We start from the raw sequence: 20,722 nt of genomic DNA on the forward strand, positions 1-20,722 counted from the left end.
TTCAGGAGCGAGACCATGAGCGCATCTCTACGTAGCGTCGACGGCCAGGACGAAGCAGCCATTTTGCGTGAGATCCAGAGCGCCTTGCGCGACCTGCGGTTCGGCGCGGTGGAAATCACTGTGCATAACGCCCAAGTGGTGCAGATCGAACGTAAAGAAAAATTCCGTTTGCAGAACCCGGGTAACAAACCGAGCTAAGCAATAACGGCGATAGACCCGCAATTATAAGAAAAAGCCAACACCCAGAATTTCAGGAGCCTTCTATGTCGTCGATTCGCCGTTACGCCCTCGCCGCACTGGCCAGTGCCGTGTTTGCCGGTTCAGCAGTTGCCAAGGACTACGAGTTGCTTAACGTCTCGTATGACCCTACCCGTGAGCTGTACCAGGATTACAACGCTGAATTCACCAGCTTCTGGAAGAAAGAGCACCCCGGTGACAACGTCAAGATCCAGCAATCCCACGGTGGCTCCGGCAAGCAAGGCCGTGCAGTGATCGACGGCCTGCGCGCCGACGTCGTCACCCTGGCGCTGGCCGGCGACATCGACGAAATCGCCAAGCTGGGCAAGACCCTGCCGGAGAACTGGCAAACCCGCCTGCCGGACGCCAGCACGCCGTACACCTCGACCATCGTGTTCCTGGTGCGCAAGGGCAACCCTAAAGGCATCAAGGACTGGGGCGACCTGATCAAGCAAGACGTTTCGGTGATTACCCCGAACCCGAAAACCTCCGGCGGCGCCCGCTGGAACTTCCTGGCCGCCTGGGCCTATGGCCTCAAAGCCGGCGGCAGCGAAGCCAAGGCGCAGGAATACGTTCAAGCGCTGTTCAAGCATGTGCCGATCCTCGACACCGGCGCTCGCGGCTCGACCATCACCTTCGTCAACAACGGTCAGGGTGACGTGTTGCTGGCCTGGGAAAATGAGGCGTTCCTGGCGTTGAAAGAAGACGGCGGCGCCGACAAGTTCGACATCGTCGTGCCGTCCCTGTCGATCCTCGCGGAGCCGCCGGTGGCCGTGGTCGACAAGAACGCCGAGAAGAAGGGCAATACCGAGATTGCCACTGAATACCTCAAACACCTGTACAGCCCGGCTGGCCAGGAGATTGCGGCGAAGAACTTCTACCGCCCACGCGATGAGAAAGTCGCTGCCAAATACGCCCAGCAGTTCCCGAAACTGGACCTGGTGACTATCGACAAAGACTTCGGCGGCTGGAAAACTGCCCAACCGAAATTCTTCAATGACGGTGGCGTGTTCGACCAGATTTACACGGCGCAGTAAGCCAAAGTACCTGTAGGAGTCCCGCTTCTCTCTGTGAGCTGGCTTGTGTGGGAGCTGGGCTTGCCCGCGATAGCATCACCGCAGTGTGGCTGACACACCGAGGTGGCTGCATCGCGGGCAAGCCCGGCTCCCACATAAACCAGCTCCCACAGAGGAGCGCGCTCCTGCAGTGGTTTCTACCTTTAACCAAGGACTCTTATGTCGCGTCGTATTTCCCCCGTCATACCCGGCTTCGGGCTGACGCTGGGCTACACCGTGGTGTACCTCAGCCTGATCGTACTCATCCCCCTGGCGGCGATGTTTGTCCACGCCGCTCAACTCACTTGGGATCAGTTCTGGGCCATTATTTCCGCACCCCGTGTGCTGGCGGCGTTGCAACTGAGCTTCAGCACCGCGTTGTACGCCGCGCTGATCAACGGCGTAATCGGCACGCTGCTGGCCTGGGTGCTGGTGCGCTACACCTTCCCCGGCCGCAAGATCATCGATGCGATGATCGACCTGCCGTTTGCCCTGCCCACTGCCGTGGCCGGTATCGCGCTGACCGCGCTGTACACGCCGACCGGCCTGGTGGGCCAGTTCGCCGCCGACCTGGGCTTCAAGATCGCCTACAGCCCCTTGGGCATTACCCTGGCACTGACCTTCGTCACGCTGCCCTTCGTAGTGCGCACGGTGCAGCCGGTGCTGGCCGATATCCCCCGGGAAGTCGAAGAAGCCGCCGCCTGCCTGGGCGCCAAGCCATTGCAGGTGTTCCGCTACATCCTCGTGCCTGCATTGCTGCCCGCCTGGCTGACCGGCTTCGCGCTGGCCTTTGCGCGTGGCGTGGGTGAGTACGGGTCGGTGATCTTCATCGCCGGTAACATGCCGATGAAAACCGAGATCCTGCCGCTGCTGATCATGGTCAAGCTCGACCAATACGACTACCGCGGCGCCACCTCCATTGGCGTGCTGATGCTGGTGGTTTCCTTTGTCCTGCTGCTGCTGATCAACTTGTTGCAGCGGCGCATCGAACGTCCATAAGGAGGCGCGGAACATGTCCCAATCGTCTATTTCCGCCGCGTCTTCGGCCAACGCTGCCCGTCGTGGCAGCGCGGTGTCGCGACGTATCCTGATCAGCCTGGGTTGGCTGGTGTTTGCGCTGTTCCTGCTGCTGCCGTTGTTTATCGTGGTGTCCCAGGGCTTGAAGAATGGCCTCGGCGCATTCTTCACCGCGATCCTTGAACCCGACGCACTGTCGGCGCTGAAGCTCACGGTGATCGCCGTGGTGATCTCGGTGCCGCTCAACGTGGTGTTCGGCGTCAGCGCTGCGTGGTGCGTGAGCAAGTACTCGTTCCGTGGCAAGAGCATCCTGGTCACGCTGATCGACCTGCCGTTTTCGGTGTCGCCGGTGATCGCCGGCTTGGTCTATGTGCTGATGTTCGGCGCCCAGGGCTTCTTCGGCCCGTGGCTGCAGGCGCATGACATCCAGATCGTGTTCGCCTTGCCGGGCATTGTGCTGGCGACCATTTTCGTGACGGTGCCGTTCGTGGCCCGTGAGCTGATCCCGCTGATGCAGGAGCAGGGCACCCAGGAAGAAGAGGCCGCGCGCCTGCTCGGTGCCAATGGCTGGCAGATGTTCTGGCACGTGACCGTGCCGAACATCAAATGGGGCCTGATCTACGGCGTGGTGCTGTGTACCGCACGGGCGATGGGTGAGTTCGGCGCGGTGTCGGTGGTGTCCGGCCACATTCGCGGCGTCACCAACACCCTGCCGCTGCACGTCGAGATCCTCTACAACGAATACAACCATGTCGCCGCGTTTGCCGTCGCGAGCCTGTTGCTGATCCTGGCGCTCTTCATCCTGCTGCTCAAGCAGTGGAGCGAGAACCGTATCAACCGCCTGCGCAAAAGCGCCGGTGAGGAATAAGTCATGTCGATTGAAGTCCGTAATGTCAGCAAGAATTTCAACGCCTTCAAGGCCCTGAACAGCATCAATCTGGACATCCAGAGTGGCGAGCTGGTGGCGTTGCTGGGCCCGTCCGGCTGCGGCAAGACCACCTTGCTGCGCATCATCGCCGGGCTGGAAACCCCGGATGACGGCAGCATTGTGTTCCACGGTGAAGACGTGTCCGGCCACGACGTGCGGGATCGCAACGTCGGGTTTGTGTTCCAGCACTACGCGTTGTTCCGCCACATGACGGTGTTCGACAACGTCGCCTTCGGCCTGCGCATGAAGCCGAAAAACCAGCGCCCGAGCGAAACCCAGATTGCGGCCAAGGTTCACGAACTGCTGAACATGGTGCAGCTCGATTGGTTGTCTGATCGCTACCCGGAGCAACTGTCCGGCGGCCAGCGCCAGCGTATTGCCCTGGCCCGTGCGCTGGCGGTGGAGCCCAAAGTCTTGCTGCTGGACGAACCGTTCGGCGCCCTCGACGCCAAGGTCCGTAAAGAACTGCGCCGCTGGCTGGCGCGCCTGCACGAAGACATCAACCTGACGTCGGTGTTTGTGACCCACGACCAGGAAGAGGCCATGGAAGTCGCCGACCGTATCGTGGTGATGAACAAGGGCGTGATCGAGCAGATCGGCTCACCGGGCGACGTCTACGAAAACCCGGCCAGCGATTTTGTGTACCACTTCCTCGGCGACTCCAACCGCCTGCACCTGGGTGAGGACAAGCACGTGCTGTTCCGCCCGCACGAAGTGTCGCTGTCGCGCCATGAGCTGGAAGACCACCATGCGGCCGAAGTGCGCGATATTCGCCCGTTGGGTGCAACTACACGGGTGACCTTGAAGGTGGAAGGCCAGAGCGAGCTGATTGAAGCTGAGGTGGTGAAAGACCACGACAGCCTCACCGGCCTGGCCCGTGGCGAGACGCTGTTCTTCAAGCCCAAGGTCTGGCAGAAAGCCTGAGCCCACTGCAAAACCCCTGTGGGAGCGGGCTTGCTCGCGAATGCAGGGTGTCAGTCAACAGATATACCGACTGATACACCGCTTTCGCGAGCAAGCCCGCTCCCACATTTAGACCTTGCTCGGCTTTAGATCACGGCGTTCCACCGGCCCAGACCGCTGCTCAATCTGCTGCTTCAGGTCATCGCGCAACCCCAGCATGAACGCCACCTCTGCCACCACAAACAACGGCCCGACGATCAGCCCGGACACGTCATCCACAAACGCTGGTTTCTTGCCTTCGTAATAGTGGCCGACAAACTGAATCACCCAGCCCACCACAAACATGCCGATGCCGCTGCTGAGCCACACCATCGTGCTCTGCGCCGCCAGCACGTGCCCGGCCCACACCGACAAGCCCATCAGCACCGTCATCAGCACGCCCAGGGGCCATTCCAGGCGCAGGTAAAACCACGCTGAAAACAACGCCAGTATCACCGCAGGCGACAGCCAGAGTGCGCCCACTGCCCATTCCGGGCGTGACAGCAGCACGGCCACCGCCACCACAATCAGCGGGATGCCGATAAAATGGCTGGCGATATTGCGCGGGTCGCGATGGTAGGCGGCATATTGACTGAGATGGTCGACGAGGCTTTTCATTGTTGTTCCTCCTGTAGGATGGTTGATCATGCCCTGTCAGCCTGCGACTGACTGTCAGCTGGGCGACAATCTTCGGAGTTGTCATGCACACAGAGAAATGGCACGCGCAGTTGGCCACGGGCCATTGGTTCAGCCACCTGCCGGGTTCTTTTCAGCATAGCCTGCTGGCCCACGCCCGGCAGCGGCAGCTGGCGGCGGGGCAATACCTGTTCAAACGCGGCGACCCGCCGTGTGGCCTGTACGCAGTGCTCGACGGCACGCTGCGCATCAGCGCAGTGAATGAGCACGGCAAGGAGGCGGTATTGAGTCAGGTCGAACTGCCTTACTGGTTCGGCGAAATCTGCCTGTTCGACGGCCTGCCGCGTACCCACGATGCCTGCGCGGTCGGGCCGTGCACGCTGTTGCAGGTGCCGCAACGCGCGTTGTTGAACATCCTGGATGAAACCCCGCAATATTGGCGCGACCTGGCGTTGCTGATGAGCCAGAAACTGCGCCTGAGTTTCATCGGCCTCGAACACCTCAGCCTGATGCCGGCCTCGGTTCGACTGGCCCACCGTTTATTGATGATTGTTGAGGGTTACGGGGATATCCAACCCTCCAGAAGCAGTGTGCAACTGCCCCAGGAAGACCTGGCGGCGATGTTGAGTCTGTCGCGCCAGACCACCAATGCGTTGCTCAAGGAGCTGCAAACCCAGGGCATCGTGCGCCTGGGCTATGGCGAGATCGAAATCCTCGATGCCCAGCGACTGCGTGAGGCGGCGCACGCGCCAGGGTGTTAGCCTGCCAACCTGATTAATCGAGGTGTGTTATGCGTGTGCTGTTAGTGGAACATGAATCCGAAGAAGCACAGCGGATGGCCCAGGGCTTGAACGAGGCGAGCTACACCGTGGAAGTCGCGGCCAATGGCATGGCGGCGTTGCGTTTCGTGGAAAGCACCGAGTACGACCTGGTTATCCTGGATGTAATGCTGCCGGGCTTGAATGCCTGGAAGTTGCAGCAGGCGATTCGGTTGAAGGGGCAGACGCCGATGTTGTTCTTGACCACACCAGGCGGGATTGAAGACCGACTGCGTGGCCTGGAATTGCATGAGGATGATTATTTGCTCAAGCCGTTCGATGCCAAGGCGTTGGTGGCGCGGGTCAGGAAGTTATTACGCCGTGATCGTGGGCGCTGACTGATCCAGTTAATGGGGTGCCGGGGCTATCGCCATCGCAGGCAAGCCAGCTCCCACAGTTGACTGGGTTCACCCATCAAAATGTGGGAGGGGGCTTGCTCCCGAAGGGGCCCTCACAGTCACCCAAAATCGCCCTACCGCCATCGCAGGCAAGCCAGCTCCCACAGTTGACTGGGTTCACCCATCAAAATGTAGGAGGGGGCTTGCTCCCGAAGAGGCCCTCATAGTCACCCAAAATCTCCCTGCAGCCATCGCAGGCAAGCCAGCTCCCACAGTTGACTGGGTTCACCCATCAAAATGTGGGAGGGGGCTTGCTCCCGAAGGGGCCCTCACAGTCACCCAAAATCGCCCTGCCGCCATCGCAGGCAAGCCAGCGTGAACACAGTCAACCTGTGGGAGCCGGGCTTGCCCGCGATGAGGCCCTCACAACCGCTACACATTCCGCTACCGCAGCCCATCGCGAAACTGCCCCGGCGTTATCCCCGTCCAGCGCTTGAACGCCCGATTGAAACTGCTGGTGTCGGCGAACCCCAGCAAATGGCTGATCTCGGCCAACGAGCACTGCAAGTCCCGCAGGTGCAGCAGCGCCAGGTTCTCGCGGCACTCATTGAGCAACGCATCAAACCGACAGCCTTCATCCGCCAGATGCCGCTGCAAACTGCGCAGGCTCAGGTGCAGCGCCTGGGCGATCCGCTCGGCACTTGGCTCGCCCTCCGGCAATTGCGCCTCAATGGCCGCGCGCACCTTGCGCTCCCAGGTCAGCGGTTGTAACTGGGCAAGCGTGCGTTTGAGCACGGTCTCATTGTGTTCGGCCAACTCGGGGTTAGCGTCATCCAGATGGCTGTCGAAGTCCCTTGCGGCAAACTCCAGGCGGTCTTCCTCAGCGCCAAAAAACACCGGCGCGCGAAATACCGTGTGCCACGGCTTGGCGTCAGCCGGCTCCGGCCGTCGCAGGTGCACCGCCAGCGGCGCGTATTCGCGGCCCAGTCGATTACGGCAGGTGCGCACATAAATCGCCGCAAACGCATCAATCGCTTCCAGTGCCGGCGCCGGGCTGCCCGGTGGTTGCAGCAGGCGAAAGTGGTAGCGCTCGCCCTCTCGGCTAAGCTCCAGCGTCAGCGCATCACTGACCACCTGGTGATAACGCACGATGCGCTCGAACACCTCGCGCAAGCTGCCGCTGGCCACCAACGCATAACCCAGCGCATGAAAGGTCGTGGGGCTGACAAACCGCGACACCCGTAACCCGATTGCCGGATCGCCGCTGGCCTGCACCGCCAGCTCCCATAAGCGCGTGGTTGCCGACAGCGGATAACGCGCGTTGGGGTCGTCCATCTGCTGTGGGTCGAGCCCGGCCTGGGCGCACAGCGCGGCGCTGTCGAGGTCCAGGGCATCGAGCTGTTTGCGCAGGGCGCGGGTCCAGCTGGCGAGGGAAGTGGGTTCGGTCATGGCGATTGGCGCTTGCGGTCAACAGGTTGGCGTGTGGGGCTGATGCCCTGGCGGACCGCTTGGGCCAGGATGCATCTATCAATAAACCAGAGGATGGGAGCATGGACGGTACTTCTGCAAGTCCCCAACAGATGAACGCACAACAGCGTTCTGCGCATATCCGCGAAGTGGTGCTCGCCGAAGGCGCCAGACTGCGCCAGCAGCACCCCTGGCTGCGGCACCAGGACGCGCTGGGCGCCGGTATCCTGGCCTTCGCCTTGCTCGGCATGCTCGGCTCGGCAGCGCTCTACATCAGCGGTCATATGGCCTGGTGGGTGTGCCTGCTGCTCAATGCCTTCCTCGCCTCGCTGACCCACGAGCTGGAACACGACCTGATCCACAGCATGTACTTTCGCAAGCAACGCCTGCCCCACAACCTGATGATGGGCCTGGTCTGGCTGGCGCGCCCGAGCACCATCAACCCGTGGATACGCCGCCACCTGCACCTTAACCACCACAAGGTCTCCGGGACCGAAACCGATATGGAGGAGCGCGCCATCACCAATGGTGAACCGTGGGGCGTTGCGCGGCTGCTGATGGTGGGGGATAACGTGATGTCGGCGTTTATCCGCATGCTGCGGGCGAAAACCTGGGGCCACAAACTCAAGATCCTCAAGCGCTCGCTGCTGGTGTACGCGCCATTGGCTCTGCTGCATTGGGGCGCGTGGTATGTGTTCCTCGGTTTCCATGCCGCCAATGGCATTGCCAGCCTGATGGGCGTGCCGATCGCCTGGTCAGCCAACACCTTGCAGGTCATGCAGGTCATCGACATCGCCGCCGTGGTCATCATCGGCCCCAACGTGCTGCGAACCTTTTGCCTGCACTTTGTCAGCTCCAACATGCATTACTACGGCGATGTGGAGCTGGGCAATGTGATCCAGCAGACCCAAGTGCTCAACCCCTGGTGGATGTGGCCGCTGCAGGCGTTTTGCTTCAACTTCGGCAGCACCCACGGCATCCATCATTTTGTCGTGAAGGAACCGTTTTACATCCGCCAGATGACGGCCAAAGTGGCGCACAAAGTCATGGCCGACATGGGCGTGCGCTTCAATGATTTTGGCACGTTTTCGCGGGCCAACCGGCTCGGCTTTCCACCGCCAGCAGGGCTTCGATCAGCACCTTCGCCGCAGGCGACAAACGCACCCCAGCGCGGCTGATCACGCCGCAGCGGTGGTTCAAGCTCTCCAGGGTGTGAGGCAGGTTGCGCCAGTGCAGCAGCGTCAGCTCACCGTGGGTGAACGCGTCGGCGAAGGCCTCTTCTGGCCCCAGGCCGATGGCGTCTGACTGCTGCACGAGGGTGGCCAGAGAGGAAAACTGCTCCAGCTCGACAGCGGGCGCAAAGTCGATGCGCCCGCTGAGGTTGGCCAGTACCTTGCGAATGCCGGGCGCCATCAAGGGCGCGGCCAACGGGTAATCGAACAGGTCATTGGTGGAGAGGCTGTCCTTGGCCAGCAGCGGGTGCCCGGTGCGGCAGAAAAACGCCATGCGCCGCGGGGTCAGGGCCTGGGTCTGAAAGTTCGGATCGGCTTCAAAGTGACGCACATCGGCGATAAAGAATTCGATCTCTTCCCGGCTCAGGCTGCGCCCCAGTTTTTCCCAGTTATCCACCTGCAGGGCGGCGCGTACCTTGGGGTAGGTCGTGATAAAACGGGCGATGGTCACGGGCACCAGGTTGACCGCCGCCACTGCATCGCTGCCAAACCGAACCTCGCCCGCGTCGAGCTTGGTCATGCGCGTGACTTCATGGCTCAGCAGCGCCGCACCTTGCACCAGGCCCAAAGCGTGCTGCAGCACCACCTGGCCTTCGGGCGTCGGGCGCAGGTCTTTGTTGGCGCGATCCACCAATACACAGCCGAACTCCTGCTCCAGGCCCTGGATGCTGCGGCTGAAGGCCGGCTGGGTAATCCCCATGGCGTCGGCGGCGCGCACGAAACTGCGGTACTTGTTGAGCGCAATGAAGTAGCGCAGTTGGCGGAGATCCATGGCGGCCCGACGTGCGAAAGGAGAACCGCGATTTTAAGGCGCTTGCTTATTCCGTCAACGAAGCGATTTTGTTTTATCTAGACCTTAAATGCATATCTATAGAGCAGGCACCGTGCGATAGGTCGCGGGACTGAACACCCGCGTCACCAGCAGCATCGCCACTACGGTGACTGTCAGCACCACCCAGGCGCTGACAAAGTTGCCGGTCAGTTCGCGCAGCCAGCCGGTCAGCCACGGCGAAATCGCGTTGATCAAAAAGCCTACGCCTTGCACGAAAGCCGCCAGTTGCCCGGCTTGGCGCGGGTCGCGGTGGTGGTCGAGGGTCAGCAGCAGGCTCAGGGCAAAACATGCGCCCAGGCCGAAGCCGCACAAGGCCACCCACAGGTGGGGATATTCCTGCGGCGCGATGATCAGGCCGAGGTAGCCGAGGGTTTGCGCCAGCAGGCTGATGCCCAGCAACGGTCGACGGTCGATACCGCGTTGTGCCAACACCGGCATCAGCAGCGCGGCGATCACCTGGAAGATGGTCATGAAGGCCAGCAACGAACCACTTGGCAATACGCCCCAGCCCAATTGCTGATAGTACGCCGGCAGCCACGCCACCATGCTCATATAGCCGCAATTGACCAAGCCGAAGTACAGCGCCAACAGCCAGGCCCGCCGGTTGCGCAGGCCCGTGAACGCGGGCACTGGCTGCGGGTTTCTCGCCGCGCCCAACGGCAACCAGGCCCATAGCAATAACGCCCCGAGCGCCGGCAACAGCCACACACCCAACCCGGCCTGCCATTGCTCGAAATGCGTGGCCACTACCGGGCTCAGCAGCGCCGCCAACCCGCCACCGGCCATCAGCGAAGCGGAGTACACGCCCATCGCCACCGGCACGCGGTGATGAAATTCGCGCTTGATCATCGCCGGCACCAACGCCTGGATCAGCGCCACACCGGCGCCACCGAGCAATGCCGTGACCAGCAGCGCCGACGCCTGGCCCAGCAGCCAACGCGCCAGGCACGCGAGCAGAATCATCATCAAGCCCAGCGCAATGCCACGCCGTTCGCCGAGCCGTGCCTCCACGCGCACGCCGACCAGCGCCACCAGGCCCATGCACACCACCGGCAGGCTGGTGAGCAGCGCACTGCTCTGGAAACTCAGGCCAGTGGCCTGGCGGATCTCGCCGAGCAACGGGCTGATGGAACTGAGGATCGGCCGCAGGTTGAGGCCGAGCACCACCAGCAGGCCCCAGCCGGCGAAGGATTTATTCAGGGGCATGCAGGGTTTTCCATCGGTGATACAGCGCGGTCATGGCGGCGTCGGGCAGGTGTTGGATCGGCAGGCGCTGTTCGCTCAGTGGCAGGCCGACCTGCTGCCCAATCACCGCCGTCGACAGGCCGAACGGTTCGGCCATTGCGTTGCTGGCGGCAAACACCACGCGCGCTACGCCGCACAGGTACATGGCGCTCAAGCACATCGGGCAGGGTTGGCCACTGGCGTATATCACGCAGCCTTCCAGGCGCGCGCCTACGCGTTGGCTGGCCGCGCGAATCGCCAGCAGCTCGGCGTGGGCGGTGGGGTCCTGGGTCAGGTGGATCTCATTGACGGCTTCGACCAGCACCTCGCCATTGAGCGTCAGCACGGCGCCGAACGGTCGACCACCTTGGGCCACATTGGCGCTGGCCAGGGCTACGGCGCGTTGCAGGTGCTGATGATCGTCGGTCATTGCGGTCCCTCTGGGCAGAATGGAAGGTGAAGTATGGTCAGCGGCCGGGGTATTCTGAAATTAAATATAACCATGCCAACCAGTGGCAAATGGAATGGTGACGCGCCATGTTCGACCCCGTGTTGTTACGCAGTTTTGTTGCCGTGGTGGACTGCGGCAACTTCACCCGCGCTGCCGAGCGCCTGCACTTGACCCAATCCACCGTGAGCCAGCAGATCCGCCGCCTGGAAGATGGCGTGGCATGCCAGTTGCTGGACCGCGACCAGCGCCGCGTGGTGGCCACCGCTGAGGGCGAGCGCTTGCTGGCCTATGCGCGGCGCATTCTGGCACTGCATGAAGAAGCCGCTGACGTGTTGATCAGCCAGCAAAGCGACGGCGTGTTGCGCCTCGGGGTGCCGGAGGACTTTGCCGCCGAACGCCTGATGCCGTTGCTGTCAGCGTTCGTGGCGGCCTACCCGCGCGTGCGTCTGGAGGTGACCAGTGGCCTGGGCCCGGAGTTGCAACGGCAGTACCGCGCGGGCGAATTCGACGTGTTGCTGGTCAAGCAGATGGGGGACAGCGATGACTGCCTGGCCTCATGGCCGGAACCGTTGTGCTGGGTCGACAGCCGCAGCACGCCGTCCCTGGGGCGCGACCCGCTGCCGCTGGTGGCGTTTCCGGTGGGCGGTTTGTACCGCAATGAAATGCTCCACCACCTGGAAGTCGGCGGCTGGCGTTGGCGCATCGGTTATTCCAGCGCCAGCCTGGCCAGCGTGTGTTCGGCAGTGGCGGCGGGGTTGGGGATCAGCTTGTTGCCGCGAAGGGTGGTGCAGGCCGGGCATGTGGTACTCGGCGAGCACAGTGGTTTGCCCAGGGTGCAGGGCGTGCGGCTGGCGTTATATGGCCGCAGTGGGTTGGGCGCGGCCGGGCAAACGTTGCAAAGCCAATTGCTCGACTTATGCGCAAACAGCCCAGCGTAAAACGGTCGACGGCCTTTTATTGGCAAGCCCGCGCGCCACACGCGATGCCTTTCAGGAATATTTTTTATGCCCTTAAGGCATTCAAAAATGGCGCCTTCGCCACAGGCCAGGCGGGCCGTGGCTTGGGTGTTTCAGGACGGTTCATTTATTCAATTTAGATCTATCTATAACTTTAAAGATTACTTTAAGAGATAAGCGTCTGCCCCCGATGATTCAGCCCTCGACGGCCGCTTTGGCAGGCCTGTCGGTTTTTGGGTGTGAAAACCGTAGGGAGTGAATCAATGGGCAATGTCCAGACCGCCGCCAGTGCACGCGAGGCGCAATGGCGCCAGGCACCGGGTGGTGAGTTGGTCGACCTTGGCCGGCCGCACCGCGCGCCCTTGGGGCAATTGCGTTTGCAGAAAACCCCGAAGCGTTTTGCGAGTCGTCGCGAAGGGGTTCTGCTCGGGTTGCTGGTGGTGGCCCTGCACGGTGCGCTGATCTATTGGCTGAGCCAGAAGCCCACGCCGGTGCTGCCAATCGTGCCGCCGGAAATCCCACCGATGACCATCGAATTTTCCCAACCCGCGCCGCCGGTGGTTGAACCGCCACCGCCGCCGCCTGTAGTCGAGCCTCCGCCGCCGGTAGTCGATGAGTTGGCCGCCAAACCAGCGCCGCCGAAACCTGTTCCAAAACCCAAGCCGAAGCCGGTGCCGAAACCTGAACCCAAACCTGTGCCAAAAGCGGTCGAGCAACCGCCTGCGCCACCGACGCCTGCGCCTCCAGCGCCTCCAGCGCCACCGGCACCTTCACCTGCGCCGGTGACACCTGCTTCGGCCAACGCCGCGTACTTGAAGAACCCGGCGCCGGAGTACCCGTCGCTGGCCCAGCGCCGTGGTTGGGAAGGCACCGTGCTGCTGCGCGTGCATGTGTTGGCCAGCGGCAAGCCGGGTGAGGTCCAGGTCCAGAAAAGCAGCGGTCGCCAGCAACTCGACGACGCCGCACTGGCCGCCGTGAAACGTTGGAGTTTCGTGCCGGCCAAGCAGGGCGATGTGGCCCAGGACGGCTGGGTCAGCGTGCCGATCGATTTCAAGATTCACTAACTATTCGGCAGCGGTGTGTTGGACACGCCGCCACCTGCACAGAGGGAAAACATCATGGCATTAGCATCTCCACTTGAATCCATTGAAAGCGCGGTGATCTGGCTGCTGGTGGCCTTTTCGGTCGCCACCTGGGGCTTTGCCTTGCTCAAGGCTGTGCAGTTCAGTCGCCTCAGGGCGCAGGATCGAAAATTCCACAATCAGTTCTGGGCGGCGTCGAGCCTCGACTCGGCTGCCGAGCTGGCCGAAACCCAACCCGGCGCTGCGGCCCGTGTGGCCCAGGCCGGTTATGCCGCGATCCAGGTCGGCGATGCGCCGCACGCGGCTGACTTGAGCCAGGCCATCAACCATCAGGACCGTCTCGAACGAGCGCTGCGCCAGCAGATCGTGCGTGAGCGTCGCTCGCTCGAAACCGGCCTGGCCGTGGTCGCCAGTATCGGCAGCACCTCGCCGTTTATCGGTCTGTTCGGCACCGTGTGGGGGATCATGGAAGCGCTGAAGGGGATCAGCGCCGCCGGTTCCGCCAGCCTGGAAACCGTGGCCGGCCCGATTGGTGCGGCGTTGGTTGCCACCGGTGTCGGTATCGCCGTCGCCGTGCCGGCCGTGTTGGTCTACAACTACTTCCTGCGCCGCTTGAAGCTGACAGCGGCCGACCTCGATGACTTTGCCCACGATTTTTACAGCCTGGCGCAGAAGCATTCTTTCCGCGTGCTGTTGCACCCTGCGCTGACGAAAAGCGCGGCGGGTAACCCGCAAAAAGTGAAGGAGGCGTCCTGAGATGGCCTTCTCAACCCAAGACAGTGATGAGGTGCTGAGCGAGATCAACGTCACGCCGCTGGTGGACGTGATGCTCGTGCTGCTGGTGGTGTTTATCGTCACCGCGCCGCTGCTGACCAATGCGATTCCGATCAACCTGCCCAAGACCCAGGCCGTGGCCCCGGTAGAGCAGAAAGACCCGCTGGTGGTGAGCATCGACGGCGCCGGCAAACTGTTTATCAACAAGGACGCAATCCAGCCGGACCTGCTCGAATTCAACCTGCAGGCGGCCAAGGCCAAGGACCCCGATGTGCGGGTGCAACTGCAGGCGGACGATGGCGTGAACTACGGCGAAGTGGCGCGAGCCATGGCGTCTATCGAACGCGCGGGCATTACCAAGCTGTCGGTGATTACCGCTCGTTAGTGTTAAAAGCCTCGACGATTTTTGGGCCGTTTCCTTGGCAGGGTGCGGCCTTTTTTTTGCCTGGTATTTACCTGATTTCCCCTGTGCAACCCGATCCATGTGGGAGCTGGCTTTCCTGCACCCACATTTTTAAGTATCCGTGTGATTGATATTTTGGTTATTAATAAATAGCTTCTTATTCCTTAACGAATATAACCCGCGTCCCTATACTGACCAGCAACGTTAAACGCTGCAGGAGGGCACACCCATGCACAGCGAGTCGATTCGTTATCTGATCGTGCCGGGCTGGCAAGGATCGCCAGAAGAACATTGGCAAAGCCATTGGCAAAACAGCCTGCCCAACAGTGCGCGCGTGGAGCAGGCCGATTGGTTGACGCCGCGTCGCGAAGACTGGGTGGCCGCGCTGGCTGAAGCGATCGCTGCCGACAGCACGCCGGTGATTCTCATCGCCCACAGCTTGGGTTGCATCACCGTCGCCCACTGGGCGGCCACTGCGCCGGTGCATTTCCTGCGGCAGGTACGCGGTGCCTTGCTGGTGGCCCCGGCCGATGTCGAACGTCCGGCCTGTTCGCCGGCGCTACGCAACTTCGCGCCGATCCCGACCGACCTGCTGCCATTTCCCAGCCAGGTGGTCAGTTCCGATAACGACAGCGCCGTCAGTGCCCCAAGGGCGTTGGAGCTGGCCCGTCACTGGGGCGCCGAAGCCGGCATTTTGTCGGGTGCCGGGCATATCAATGTGAAGTCCGGCCACCAGCGTTGGGAGCAGGGGTTCGCCTATCTATATCGTCTCCAGAGCCGCCTCGAGCATCACGCCCGGCGCACTGCCTGAACATTTTCAACGCCCCGTCCCTGAGTGGATTTGGGGCGGGAGCCTGCCATGAGTCATGAAACCTTCGGCCAGCCACTGCTGACCTTCCCCGACGCCGAAAAGAGCCCGCTGAGCATTCGCGCCAAGGCGCTGGTGTTTGTCGACCCGCGTTCACGGCAACTGCGTGAAGCGCTCGAAAGCCTCGCGCCGCGTGCCTTGCCCGTGTTGATTCGCGGCGAGACCGGTAGCGGTAAAGAGCTGCTGGCGCGGCATATCCACCGTGGCAGCGACCGCGCCGGGCTGTTTGTGTCGGTCAACTGCGGCGCGATCAGCCCCACCTACGCCGACGCCGAATTGTTTGGCTACGCCGCAGGCAGCCACAGCGGCGCGGCCAGCAGTCGGGCCGGGTGGTTCGGCTCGGCCAACGGCGGCACCTTGTACCTGGACGAAATCGGTGACTTGCCGCTGCCGATCCAGGTGAAATTGCTCGCGGCCTTGGAAAATCACGAAGTCACTCGCGTTGGCGCACATCAGCCCAGCCCGGTGGATGTGCGGCTGGTCGCAGCCACCAGCATCGACCTGGCCCAAGCCGTGGCGGCGGGCAAGTTTCATGAACGTCTATTCCATTACTTGAGCGAAGGCCAGTTGGACCTGCCGGCCTTGCGTGAACGGGTCGGCGACATCCTGTCCCTGGCCGAATACTTCCTCGGCATCTACAGCCAGCGCCTGGACCTGCCGGTGCCGCTGATCAGTGACGCCGCCCAGCGCGTGCTGGAACACCACAGTTGGCCGGGCAATACCCGCGAGCTGGAAAACGTCATTCACTTCGCGCTGTTGGTGAGCAGTGGCGATGAAATTTTGCCCGAGCATTTAAACCTGCCGGCGGCGGGCTCACCCCTTGAGCAACTGCAACGGATTTTCGCCAACGCCAGCCCCGCCGAGCAGCAAACCTTGCTCAAATTCCTAAATGAACAAAATGGAATATCAACGTGAATAAAAGATATTGTTCGGGAATAAAAAATCTAGGTATTGTCCACCCCACGCCGCGATAGCACTTCGCTGGCACACCACAAAAAAACGGTCGTCAGAGACGCCCCGGAATTTCGATAAGGACACTGCATGAAAAAGGTTCTGTTGTTTACCGCACTGGCGGCTGCCCTGACTGCAAGCTTCGCCCAGGCCAACGAGAAACTGGTCGTTGCGGCCACCCCGATCCCGCACGCCGAGATCCTTGAGCTGGTCAAGCCGACCCTGGCCAAAGAAGGCGTGGACCTGGAAATCAAGGTGTTCACCGACTATGTGCAGCCCAACACACAGGTTGCCGAGAAGCGCCTGGACGCCAACTACTTCCAGACCCTGCCGTACCTGGAAAACTTCAACAAGGGCAAGGGCACCAACCTGGTCACTGTGATCGGTGTGCACGTTGAACCGATCGGCGGCTACTCGAAGAAGATCAAGAATATTTCCGAGCTTAAAGACGGCGCTACCGTGGCCATCCCGAACGAAGGCTCCAACAGTGGCCGCGCCCTGCTGCTGCTGCAAAAGAATGGTTTGATTACGCTGAAAGACCCGAGCAATGCGCTGTCCACGCCGAAAGACATCGCTTCCAACCCAAAACACCTGAAGTTCAAAGAGCTGGAATCGGCCTTGCTGCCACGCGTGCTGGACCAGGTTGACCTGGACGTGATCAACACCAACTACGCCCTGGAAGCGGGCTTGAACCCGGCGAAAGATGCGCTGATCATCGAAGATGCCAAGTCGCCTTACGTGAACTTCCTGGTCGCTCGCCCGGACAACAAGGACAGCGACGCTGTGCAGAAACTGGCCAAGGCGCTGACCAGCCCGGAAGTCAAAGCCTTCATCGAGAAGAAGTACAACGGCGCGGTAGTGCCTGCGTTCTGATGTAAACAAAACCCCCTTCAAGGTTTGAACGCCGACGGCTTCTACAGCGTCGGCGTTTTTTTATTGGCCTGGAAATACGATCAAACACGGTGGGAGCGGGCTTGCCTGCGATAGCGGTCTGTCAGTTACAGATGCGCTGTCTGATACACCGCATTCGCGAGCAAGCCCGCGCCCACATTGAGTGATGGTGTGTCAGCCAGGTTGGCTATTGATCGCCCTGCGCAGCGCCACCAACCACTTCACCAGTTCCTGCGGATCCAGCGGTTTCGCTTGGTTCATTGCTCATTCCCTCGAAAAAAACAGCCGTCCTGCGACCCCAAGACCATAGCCGTCACCGGCCAAACCCGCGAATCCGGCGGTTATCTTTTTGGGTGATATCAATATGCTATTTAGGTATTTAAATTTTGCTTTTTATACCTTTAAAGTTCGCGCTACCCGACGTTACCCACGCCGGAACGGACTGCGCTCGCTGCATTACCCTTGCGGCGTCATGGACTCACGATGACCTTCGATTTCGCTTTTATCCTCAGCACCCTGCCGGCGTTTCTCAGTGCCGTGGGGGTGACGCTGCAAGTGGGCTTGATTGCCATTGCCAGCTCCTTGCTGGTGGCGCTGATCAATGCGGCGCTGCTGGTGTTTCGCACGCCCTACCTGTCGCGCCTGGTGGCGCTGTATGTGGAGTTGGCGCGTAACACGCCGCTGCTGATCCAACTGTTCTTCGTGTACTTCGCCTTGCCGGCCCTGGGTTTCAATATTTCCGGGTTCTGGGCGGCCATCATCACCATGACGTTCCTGGGCGGCGCGTACCTCACCGAAGTGCTGCGCGCCGGTGTCGAAGCGGTACCGCTGGCGCAGATCGAGTCGGGCAAATCCATCGGCCTGTCCGACTGGCAGTTGCTGCGCCATGTGATCCTGCCCCAGGCCGGCATTCTCAGCCTGCCGGCGCTGTTCGCCAATTTCATCTTCCTGCTCAAGGAGACCACCGTGGTCTCGGCTGTGGCCGTGCCGGAAATTCTCTACACCACCAAGAGTTACATCGCGCTCTACTACAAAACCTACGAGATGCTCGCCGTGCTGACGCTGATTTGCGTGCTGTTGTTCTTGCCGCTGTCGCTGCTGCTCAGCCGCCTGGAAAGGAGGCTCCAGCATGGCCAGTTCGGGTCTTGAGTTGCTGTGGGTGTCATTGCCGCAACTGGGCAAGGGCGCTGCGCAAACCCTGTCGATTTCGTTTTTGAGCATTGCCTTCAGCACCGTCGGCGGCGTGCTGTATGGCGTGTTGCGCACGCTGAACAACCGGCTGATCAACCTTGTGCTGCGTGTTTATCTGGAGCTGTTCCGGGCGATTCCGGTGCTGGTGTGGTTGTACCTGTTGTTTTTCGGCCTGCCGATTTTCTTTGGCCTGAGCATCCCGAGCTTTTGGTGCGCGGTGCTGGTGCTGTCGCTATGGGGCGCCAGCGAGGTGGGCGAAGTGGTCCGCGGCGCGTTGCATTCGCTGCCGCGTGGCCAGCGTGAAGCCGGCTTGTCGATTGGGTTGTCCGACCCGCAGCTCTACGGCTACGTGTTGCTGCCCCAAGCCCTAAAGCGTATGACGCCGCCGACCATCAACGTCTACACGCGGATCATCAAGACCAGCTCCCTGGCCGTGCTGATCGGTGTGGTCGATGTGATCAAGGTCGGTCAGCAAATCATCGAGCGCACCTATGAGTCGGTACTGATCTACGGCGTGCTGTTCCTGTTTTTCTTCTTTATCTGCTACCCGTTGTCGGCCGCCTCCAAGGTGCTGGAACGGCGCTGGGCCCAAGCATGAGCGCATTGATCGAGTTCCAGGGTTTCAACAAATTCTTCGGCGAACAGCAGGTGCTCAAGGGCATCGACTTGCGGGTCCAAAGCGGCGAAGTGGTGGTGATCCTCGGCCCCAGCGGCTGCGGCAAAAGCACGTTGTTGCGCTGCCTTAACGGCCTTGAAGTGGCGCACAGCGGCAGCCTGCGCTTTGCCGGCAAGGAGCTGTTGGACCCACACACCGACTGGCGCCAGGTGCGCCAGGACGTGGGCATGGTGTTCCAAAGCTACCATTTGTTTCCGCACATGAGCGTGCTCGACAACATCCTGCTCGGCCCGTTGAAAGTGCAAAAACGCGCGCCGCGCGAAGCCCGCGAGCAGGCAGAAAAACTGCTGGCACGCGTGGGCCTGGCCGACAAGCGCGATGCCTACCCGCGTCAGCTTTCCGGTGGCCAGCAGCAACGCATCGCCATCGTCCGCTCGTTGTGCATGAACCCCCAGGTCATGCTGTTTGACGAAGTCACCGCCGCCCTCGACCCGGAGATGGTCAAGGAAGTGCTGGAGGTGATCCAGGGCCTGGCCCGCGATGGCATGACCCTGCTGATCGTCACCCACGAAATGGCCTTCGCCCGCGCCGTCGCCGACCGCGTGGTGTTTATGGAGGCCGGTCGCATCCTCGAACAACACACCCCCGAAGAATTCTTTACGAACCCGCAAACCGCACGCGCGCAGCAGTTTCTGGAGAAGTTCTCCTTTGTTTCAACACTGCCCAAAAAGACCAAGGAACTGGAGCTGATATGAAAACTGCCAAGTTATTACTGCCACTGCTCGCCGTCGCATTGTTGGCCGGCTGCGATAAGAAGGCTGAAGCGCCCGCGAAACCTGCCGCCGCGGTGAGCTACATCGACAAGATCAAGGCGCGCGACAAGTTGATCGTCGGCGTATTCACCGACAAGCCGCCGTTCGGCTTTGTGAACGAAGCCGGTCGCTACGTCGGCTTCGATACCGACATCGGCCGCCAATTCGCCAAGGACCTGCTGGGCGATGAAAACAAAGTCGAATTCGTCGCCGTCGAGCCGGCCAGCCGTATACCGTTTCTGCAAAGTGACAAAGTCGACCTGATCCTCGCCAACATGACCGTGACCCCGGAGCGCAAGGAAGCGGTGGACTTTACCAACCCCAACCTGAAAGTCGCGGTACAGGCGTTGGTGCCTCAGGGCAGCGCGGTAAAAAGCCTGGATGACTTGGCCTCCCGCACCACCATCGTCACCACGGGTACCACTGCCGATATCTGGCTGACCAAGCACCACCCGGACTGGAAACTGCTCAAGTTCGAGAAAAACTCCGAGTCACTGCAAGCGTTGTCGGCTGGTCGTGGTGACGCGTATGCACAGGACAACTTGGTGTTGTTCAGCTGGGCCAAGCAGAACCCGGGCTACCGTGTGCTGGAGCAGAAACTCGGTGATGAAGCGCCGATTGCGCCAGCGGTGAAGAAGGGCAACGTCGAATTGCGTGACTGGGTGAATAGCGAGTTGGCGAAGTTGGGTGAGGAGAAGTTTTTGCTCAAGTTGTATGACCAATATGTGCGTAAAGAGCTGAGCGATGACACCCGGCCTGAGAGTGTGATTGTTGAAGGCGGGAAGTGGCAGGGTTGATTTTGCGCTGACTGTTCAGCCGCTGTTGCGGGCAAGCTCGCGCTCACAGTTGGCCGCTTTACATCGCTTGGGTGTATTCCCAGTGTGGGCGCGGGCTTGGTCGCGGTGAGCATCGGTCTTTGCGCAACGCTTTGGGTTGCTTTGGGGCTGGGGGGCGTTTCGGTGGATTGGGTACATATCCGTTGCTGCGGTCACGGCGGCTAT

At 61.2% G+C, this 20,722-nt stretch carries 24 protein-coding genes; 19 read left to right on the forward strand and 5 right to left on the reverse strand.

The window, feature by feature from the left end; translation table 11 throughout:
- Nucleotides 1-15 precede the first annotated feature (15 nt).
- From oscA to A7D21_RS24965, 5 genes are all read left to right on the forward strand, one after another.
- Nucleotides 16-198 (forward strand): sulfur starvation response protein OscA, encoded by a 183-nt coding sequence (gene oscA / locus A7D21_RS24945; protein ID WP_003170956.1) that lies wholly within the window; start codon nucleotides 16-18, stop codon nucleotides 196-198.
- A gap of 65 nt (nucleotides 199-263) precedes the next feature.
- Nucleotides 264-1,274: a sulfate ABC transporter substrate-binding protein gene (locus A7D21_RS24950; protein WP_053253771.1), complete on the forward strand. Its 1,011-nt coding sequence runs from the start codon at nucleotides 264-266 to the stop codon at nucleotides 1,272-1,274.
- A gap of 198 nt (nucleotides 1,275-1,472) precedes the next feature.
- Nucleotides 1,473-2,291, forward strand: coding sequence for a sulfate ABC transporter permease subunit CysT (gene cysT, locus A7D21_RS24955; protein ID WP_053253772.1), 819 nt, complete (start codon nucleotides 1,473-1,475; stop codon nucleotides 2,289-2,291).
- A gap of 13 nt (nucleotides 2,292-2,304) precedes the next feature.
- Nucleotides 2,305-3,177, forward strand: coding sequence for a sulfate ABC transporter permease subunit CysW (gene cysW / locus A7D21_RS24960; RefSeq protein WP_053253773.1), 873 nt, complete (start codon nucleotides 2,305-2,307; stop codon nucleotides 3,175-3,177).
- Between the two features lie 3 nt (nucleotides 3,178-3,180).
- Nucleotides 3,181-4,161, forward strand: a complete 981-nt coding sequence (locus A7D21_RS24965; RefSeq protein ID WP_053253774.1) for a sulfate/molybdate ABC transporter ATP-binding protein — start codon at nucleotides 3,181-3,183, stop codon at nucleotides 4,159-4,161.
- Between the two features lie 108 nt (nucleotides 4,162-4,269).
- Here A7D21_RS24965 and A7D21_RS24970 read toward each other — a convergent pair whose 3' ends face one another.
- Nucleotides 4,270-4,797, reverse strand: coding sequence for a DUF962 domain-containing protein (locus A7D21_RS24970; RefSeq protein ID WP_069552920.1), 528 nt, complete (start codon nucleotides 4,795-4,797; stop codon nucleotides 4,270-4,272).
- Nucleotides 4,798-4,880: 83 nt separating this feature from the next.
- Between A7D21_RS24970 and A7D21_RS24975 the strand changes: the two genes are divergently transcribed.
- Both A7D21_RS24975 and A7D21_RS24980 read left to right on the forward strand, forming a co-directional pair.
- Nucleotides 4,881-5,576, forward strand: coding sequence for a Crp/Fnr family transcriptional regulator (locus A7D21_RS24975; protein ID WP_053253776.1), 696 nt, complete (start codon nucleotides 4,881-4,883; stop codon nucleotides 5,574-5,576).
- 29 nt (nucleotides 5,577-5,605) lie between these two features.
- The gene (locus A7D21_RS24980) at nucleotides 5,606-5,971 is read left to right on the forward strand and encodes a response regulator (protein ID WP_053253777.1); all 366 of its coding nucleotides are present in this window, start codon (nucleotides 5,606-5,608) and stop codon (nucleotides 5,969-5,971) included.
- Nucleotides 5,972-6,415: 444 nt separating this feature from the next.
- Here the strand turns inward: A7D21_RS24980 and A7D21_RS24985 are convergent, their stop codons facing one another.
- Entirely contained in the window at nucleotides 6,416-7,420 is a 1,005-nt protein-coding gene (locus A7D21_RS24985) for an AraC family transcriptional regulator (protein WP_069552921.1), read from the reverse strand.
- A 101-nt stretch (nucleotides 7,421-7,521) separates the two neighbouring features.
- Here A7D21_RS24985 and A7D21_RS24990 point away from each other — a divergent pair, with 101 nt between their 5' ends.
- Nucleotides 7,522-8,616 (forward strand): fatty acid desaturase, encoded by a 1,095-nt coding sequence (locus A7D21_RS24990; RefSeq protein WP_073637940.1) that lies wholly within the window; start codon nucleotides 7,522-7,524, stop codon nucleotides 8,614-8,616.
- Here A7D21_RS24990 and A7D21_RS24995 read toward each other — a convergent pair.
- The 3 genes from A7D21_RS24995 to A7D21_RS25005 all read right to left on the reverse strand — a co-directional run bounded on the left by A7D21_RS24995 (nucleotide 8,507) and on the right by A7D21_RS25005 (nucleotide 11,156).
- Nucleotides 8,507-9,442 carry a LysR family transcriptional regulator gene (locus A7D21_RS24995; RefSeq protein WP_069552922.1) on the reverse strand — a complete coding sequence of 312 codons (936 nt, stop codon included), beginning with the start codon at nucleotides 9,440-9,442 and terminating at the stop codon, nucleotides 8,507-8,509. The genes A7D21_RS24990 and A7D21_RS24995 overlap by 110 nt on opposite strands.
- Before the next feature lie 96 nt (nucleotides 9,443-9,538).
- Nucleotides 9,539-10,708, reverse strand: coding sequence for a CynX/NimT family MFS transporter (locus A7D21_RS25000; RefSeq protein ID WP_069552923.1), 1,170 nt, complete (start codon nucleotides 10,706-10,708; stop codon nucleotides 9,539-9,541).
- A complete protein-coding gene (locus tag A7D21_RS25005; RefSeq protein ID WP_069552924.1) occupies nucleotides 10,695-11,156 on the reverse strand; it encodes a nucleoside deaminase in 462 nt (153 codons plus the stop codon). Before A7D21_RS25005 ends, A7D21_RS25000 begins: the two co-directional genes overlap by 14 nt.
- A gap of 107 nt (nucleotides 11,157-11,263) precedes the next feature.
- Here A7D21_RS25005 and A7D21_RS25010 point away from each other — a divergent pair, with 107 nt between their 5' ends.
- The 11 genes from A7D21_RS25010 to A7D21_RS25060 all read left to right on the forward strand — a co-directional run bounded on the left by A7D21_RS25010 (nucleotide 11,264) and on the right by A7D21_RS25060 (nucleotide 20,518).
- Nucleotides 11,264-12,115, forward strand: a complete 852-nt coding sequence (locus tag A7D21_RS25010) for a LysR family transcriptional regulator (RefSeq protein WP_069552925.1) — start codon at nucleotides 11,264-11,266, stop codon at nucleotides 12,113-12,115.
- 281 nt (nucleotides 12,116-12,396) lie between these two features.
- Nucleotides 12,397-13,197, forward strand: a complete 801-nt coding sequence (locus tag A7D21_RS25015; protein WP_069552926.1) for an energy transducer TonB — start codon at nucleotides 12,397-12,399, stop codon at nucleotides 13,195-13,197.
- A gap of 51 nt (nucleotides 13,198-13,248) precedes the next feature.
- Nucleotides 13,249-13,971 (forward strand): MotA/TolQ/ExbB proton channel family protein, encoded by a 723-nt coding sequence (locus A7D21_RS25020; RefSeq protein WP_141718263.1) that lies wholly within the window; start codon nucleotides 13,249-13,251, stop codon nucleotides 13,969-13,971.
- A 1-nt stretch (nucleotide 13,972) separates the two neighbouring features.
- Nucleotides 13,973-14,374, forward strand: a complete 402-nt coding sequence (locus A7D21_RS25025; RefSeq protein WP_053253786.1) for a biopolymer transporter ExbD — start codon at nucleotides 13,973-13,975, stop codon at nucleotides 14,372-14,374.
- Between the two features lie 247 nt (nucleotides 14,375-14,621).
- On the forward strand, nucleotides 14,622-15,203 hold the full coding sequence (locus A7D21_RS25030; RefSeq protein WP_053253787.1) for an alpha/beta hydrolase: 582 nt from the start codon (nucleotides 14,622-14,624) through the stop codon (nucleotides 15,201-15,203).
- A 48-nt stretch (nucleotides 15,204-15,251) separates the two neighbouring features.
- Entirely contained in the window at nucleotides 15,252-16,175 is a 924-nt protein-coding gene (locus A7D21_RS25035) for a sigma 54-interacting transcriptional regulator (protein ID WP_069552928.1), read from the forward strand.
- A gap of 126 nt (nucleotides 16,176-16,301) precedes the next feature.
- Complete coding sequence (locus tag A7D21_RS25040; protein WP_053253789.1) at nucleotides 16,302-17,084, forward strand: MetQ/NlpA family ABC transporter substrate-binding protein; 783 nt, start codon at nucleotides 16,302-16,304, stop codon at nucleotides 17,082-17,084.
- 501 nt (nucleotides 17,085-17,585) lie between these two features.
- The gene (locus A7D21_RS25045; protein WP_053253790.1) at nucleotides 17,586-18,251 is read left to right on the forward strand and encodes an amino acid ABC transporter permease; all 666 of its coding nucleotides are present in this window, start codon (nucleotides 17,586-17,588) and stop codon (nucleotides 18,249-18,251) included.
- A complete protein-coding gene (locus A7D21_RS25050; RefSeq protein WP_069552929.1) occupies nucleotides 18,232-18,891 on the forward strand; it encodes an amino acid ABC transporter permease in 660 nt (219 codons plus the stop codon). Before A7D21_RS25045 ends, A7D21_RS25050 begins: the two co-directional genes overlap by 20 nt.
- Nucleotides 18,888-19,664 (forward strand): amino acid ABC transporter ATP-binding protein, encoded by a 777-nt coding sequence (locus tag A7D21_RS25055; protein ID WP_053253792.1) that lies wholly within the window; start codon nucleotides 18,888-18,890, stop codon nucleotides 19,662-19,664. The genes A7D21_RS25050 and A7D21_RS25055 overlap by 4 nt, the downstream gene beginning before the upstream one ends.
- A complete protein-coding gene (locus A7D21_RS25060; RefSeq protein ID WP_053253793.1) occupies nucleotides 19,661-20,518 on the forward strand; it encodes a transporter substrate-binding domain-containing protein in 858 nt (285 codons plus the stop codon). Before A7D21_RS25055 ends, A7D21_RS25060 begins: the two co-directional genes overlap by 4 nt.
- Nucleotides 20,519-20,722: the final 204 nt, after the last annotated feature.

Source organism: Pseudomonas sp. AP19, from assembly GCF_001728855.1.
Taxonomy (GTDB): domain Bacteria; phylum Pseudomonadota; class Gammaproteobacteria; order Pseudomonadales; family Pseudomonadaceae; genus Aquipseudomonas; species Aquipseudomonas fluorescens.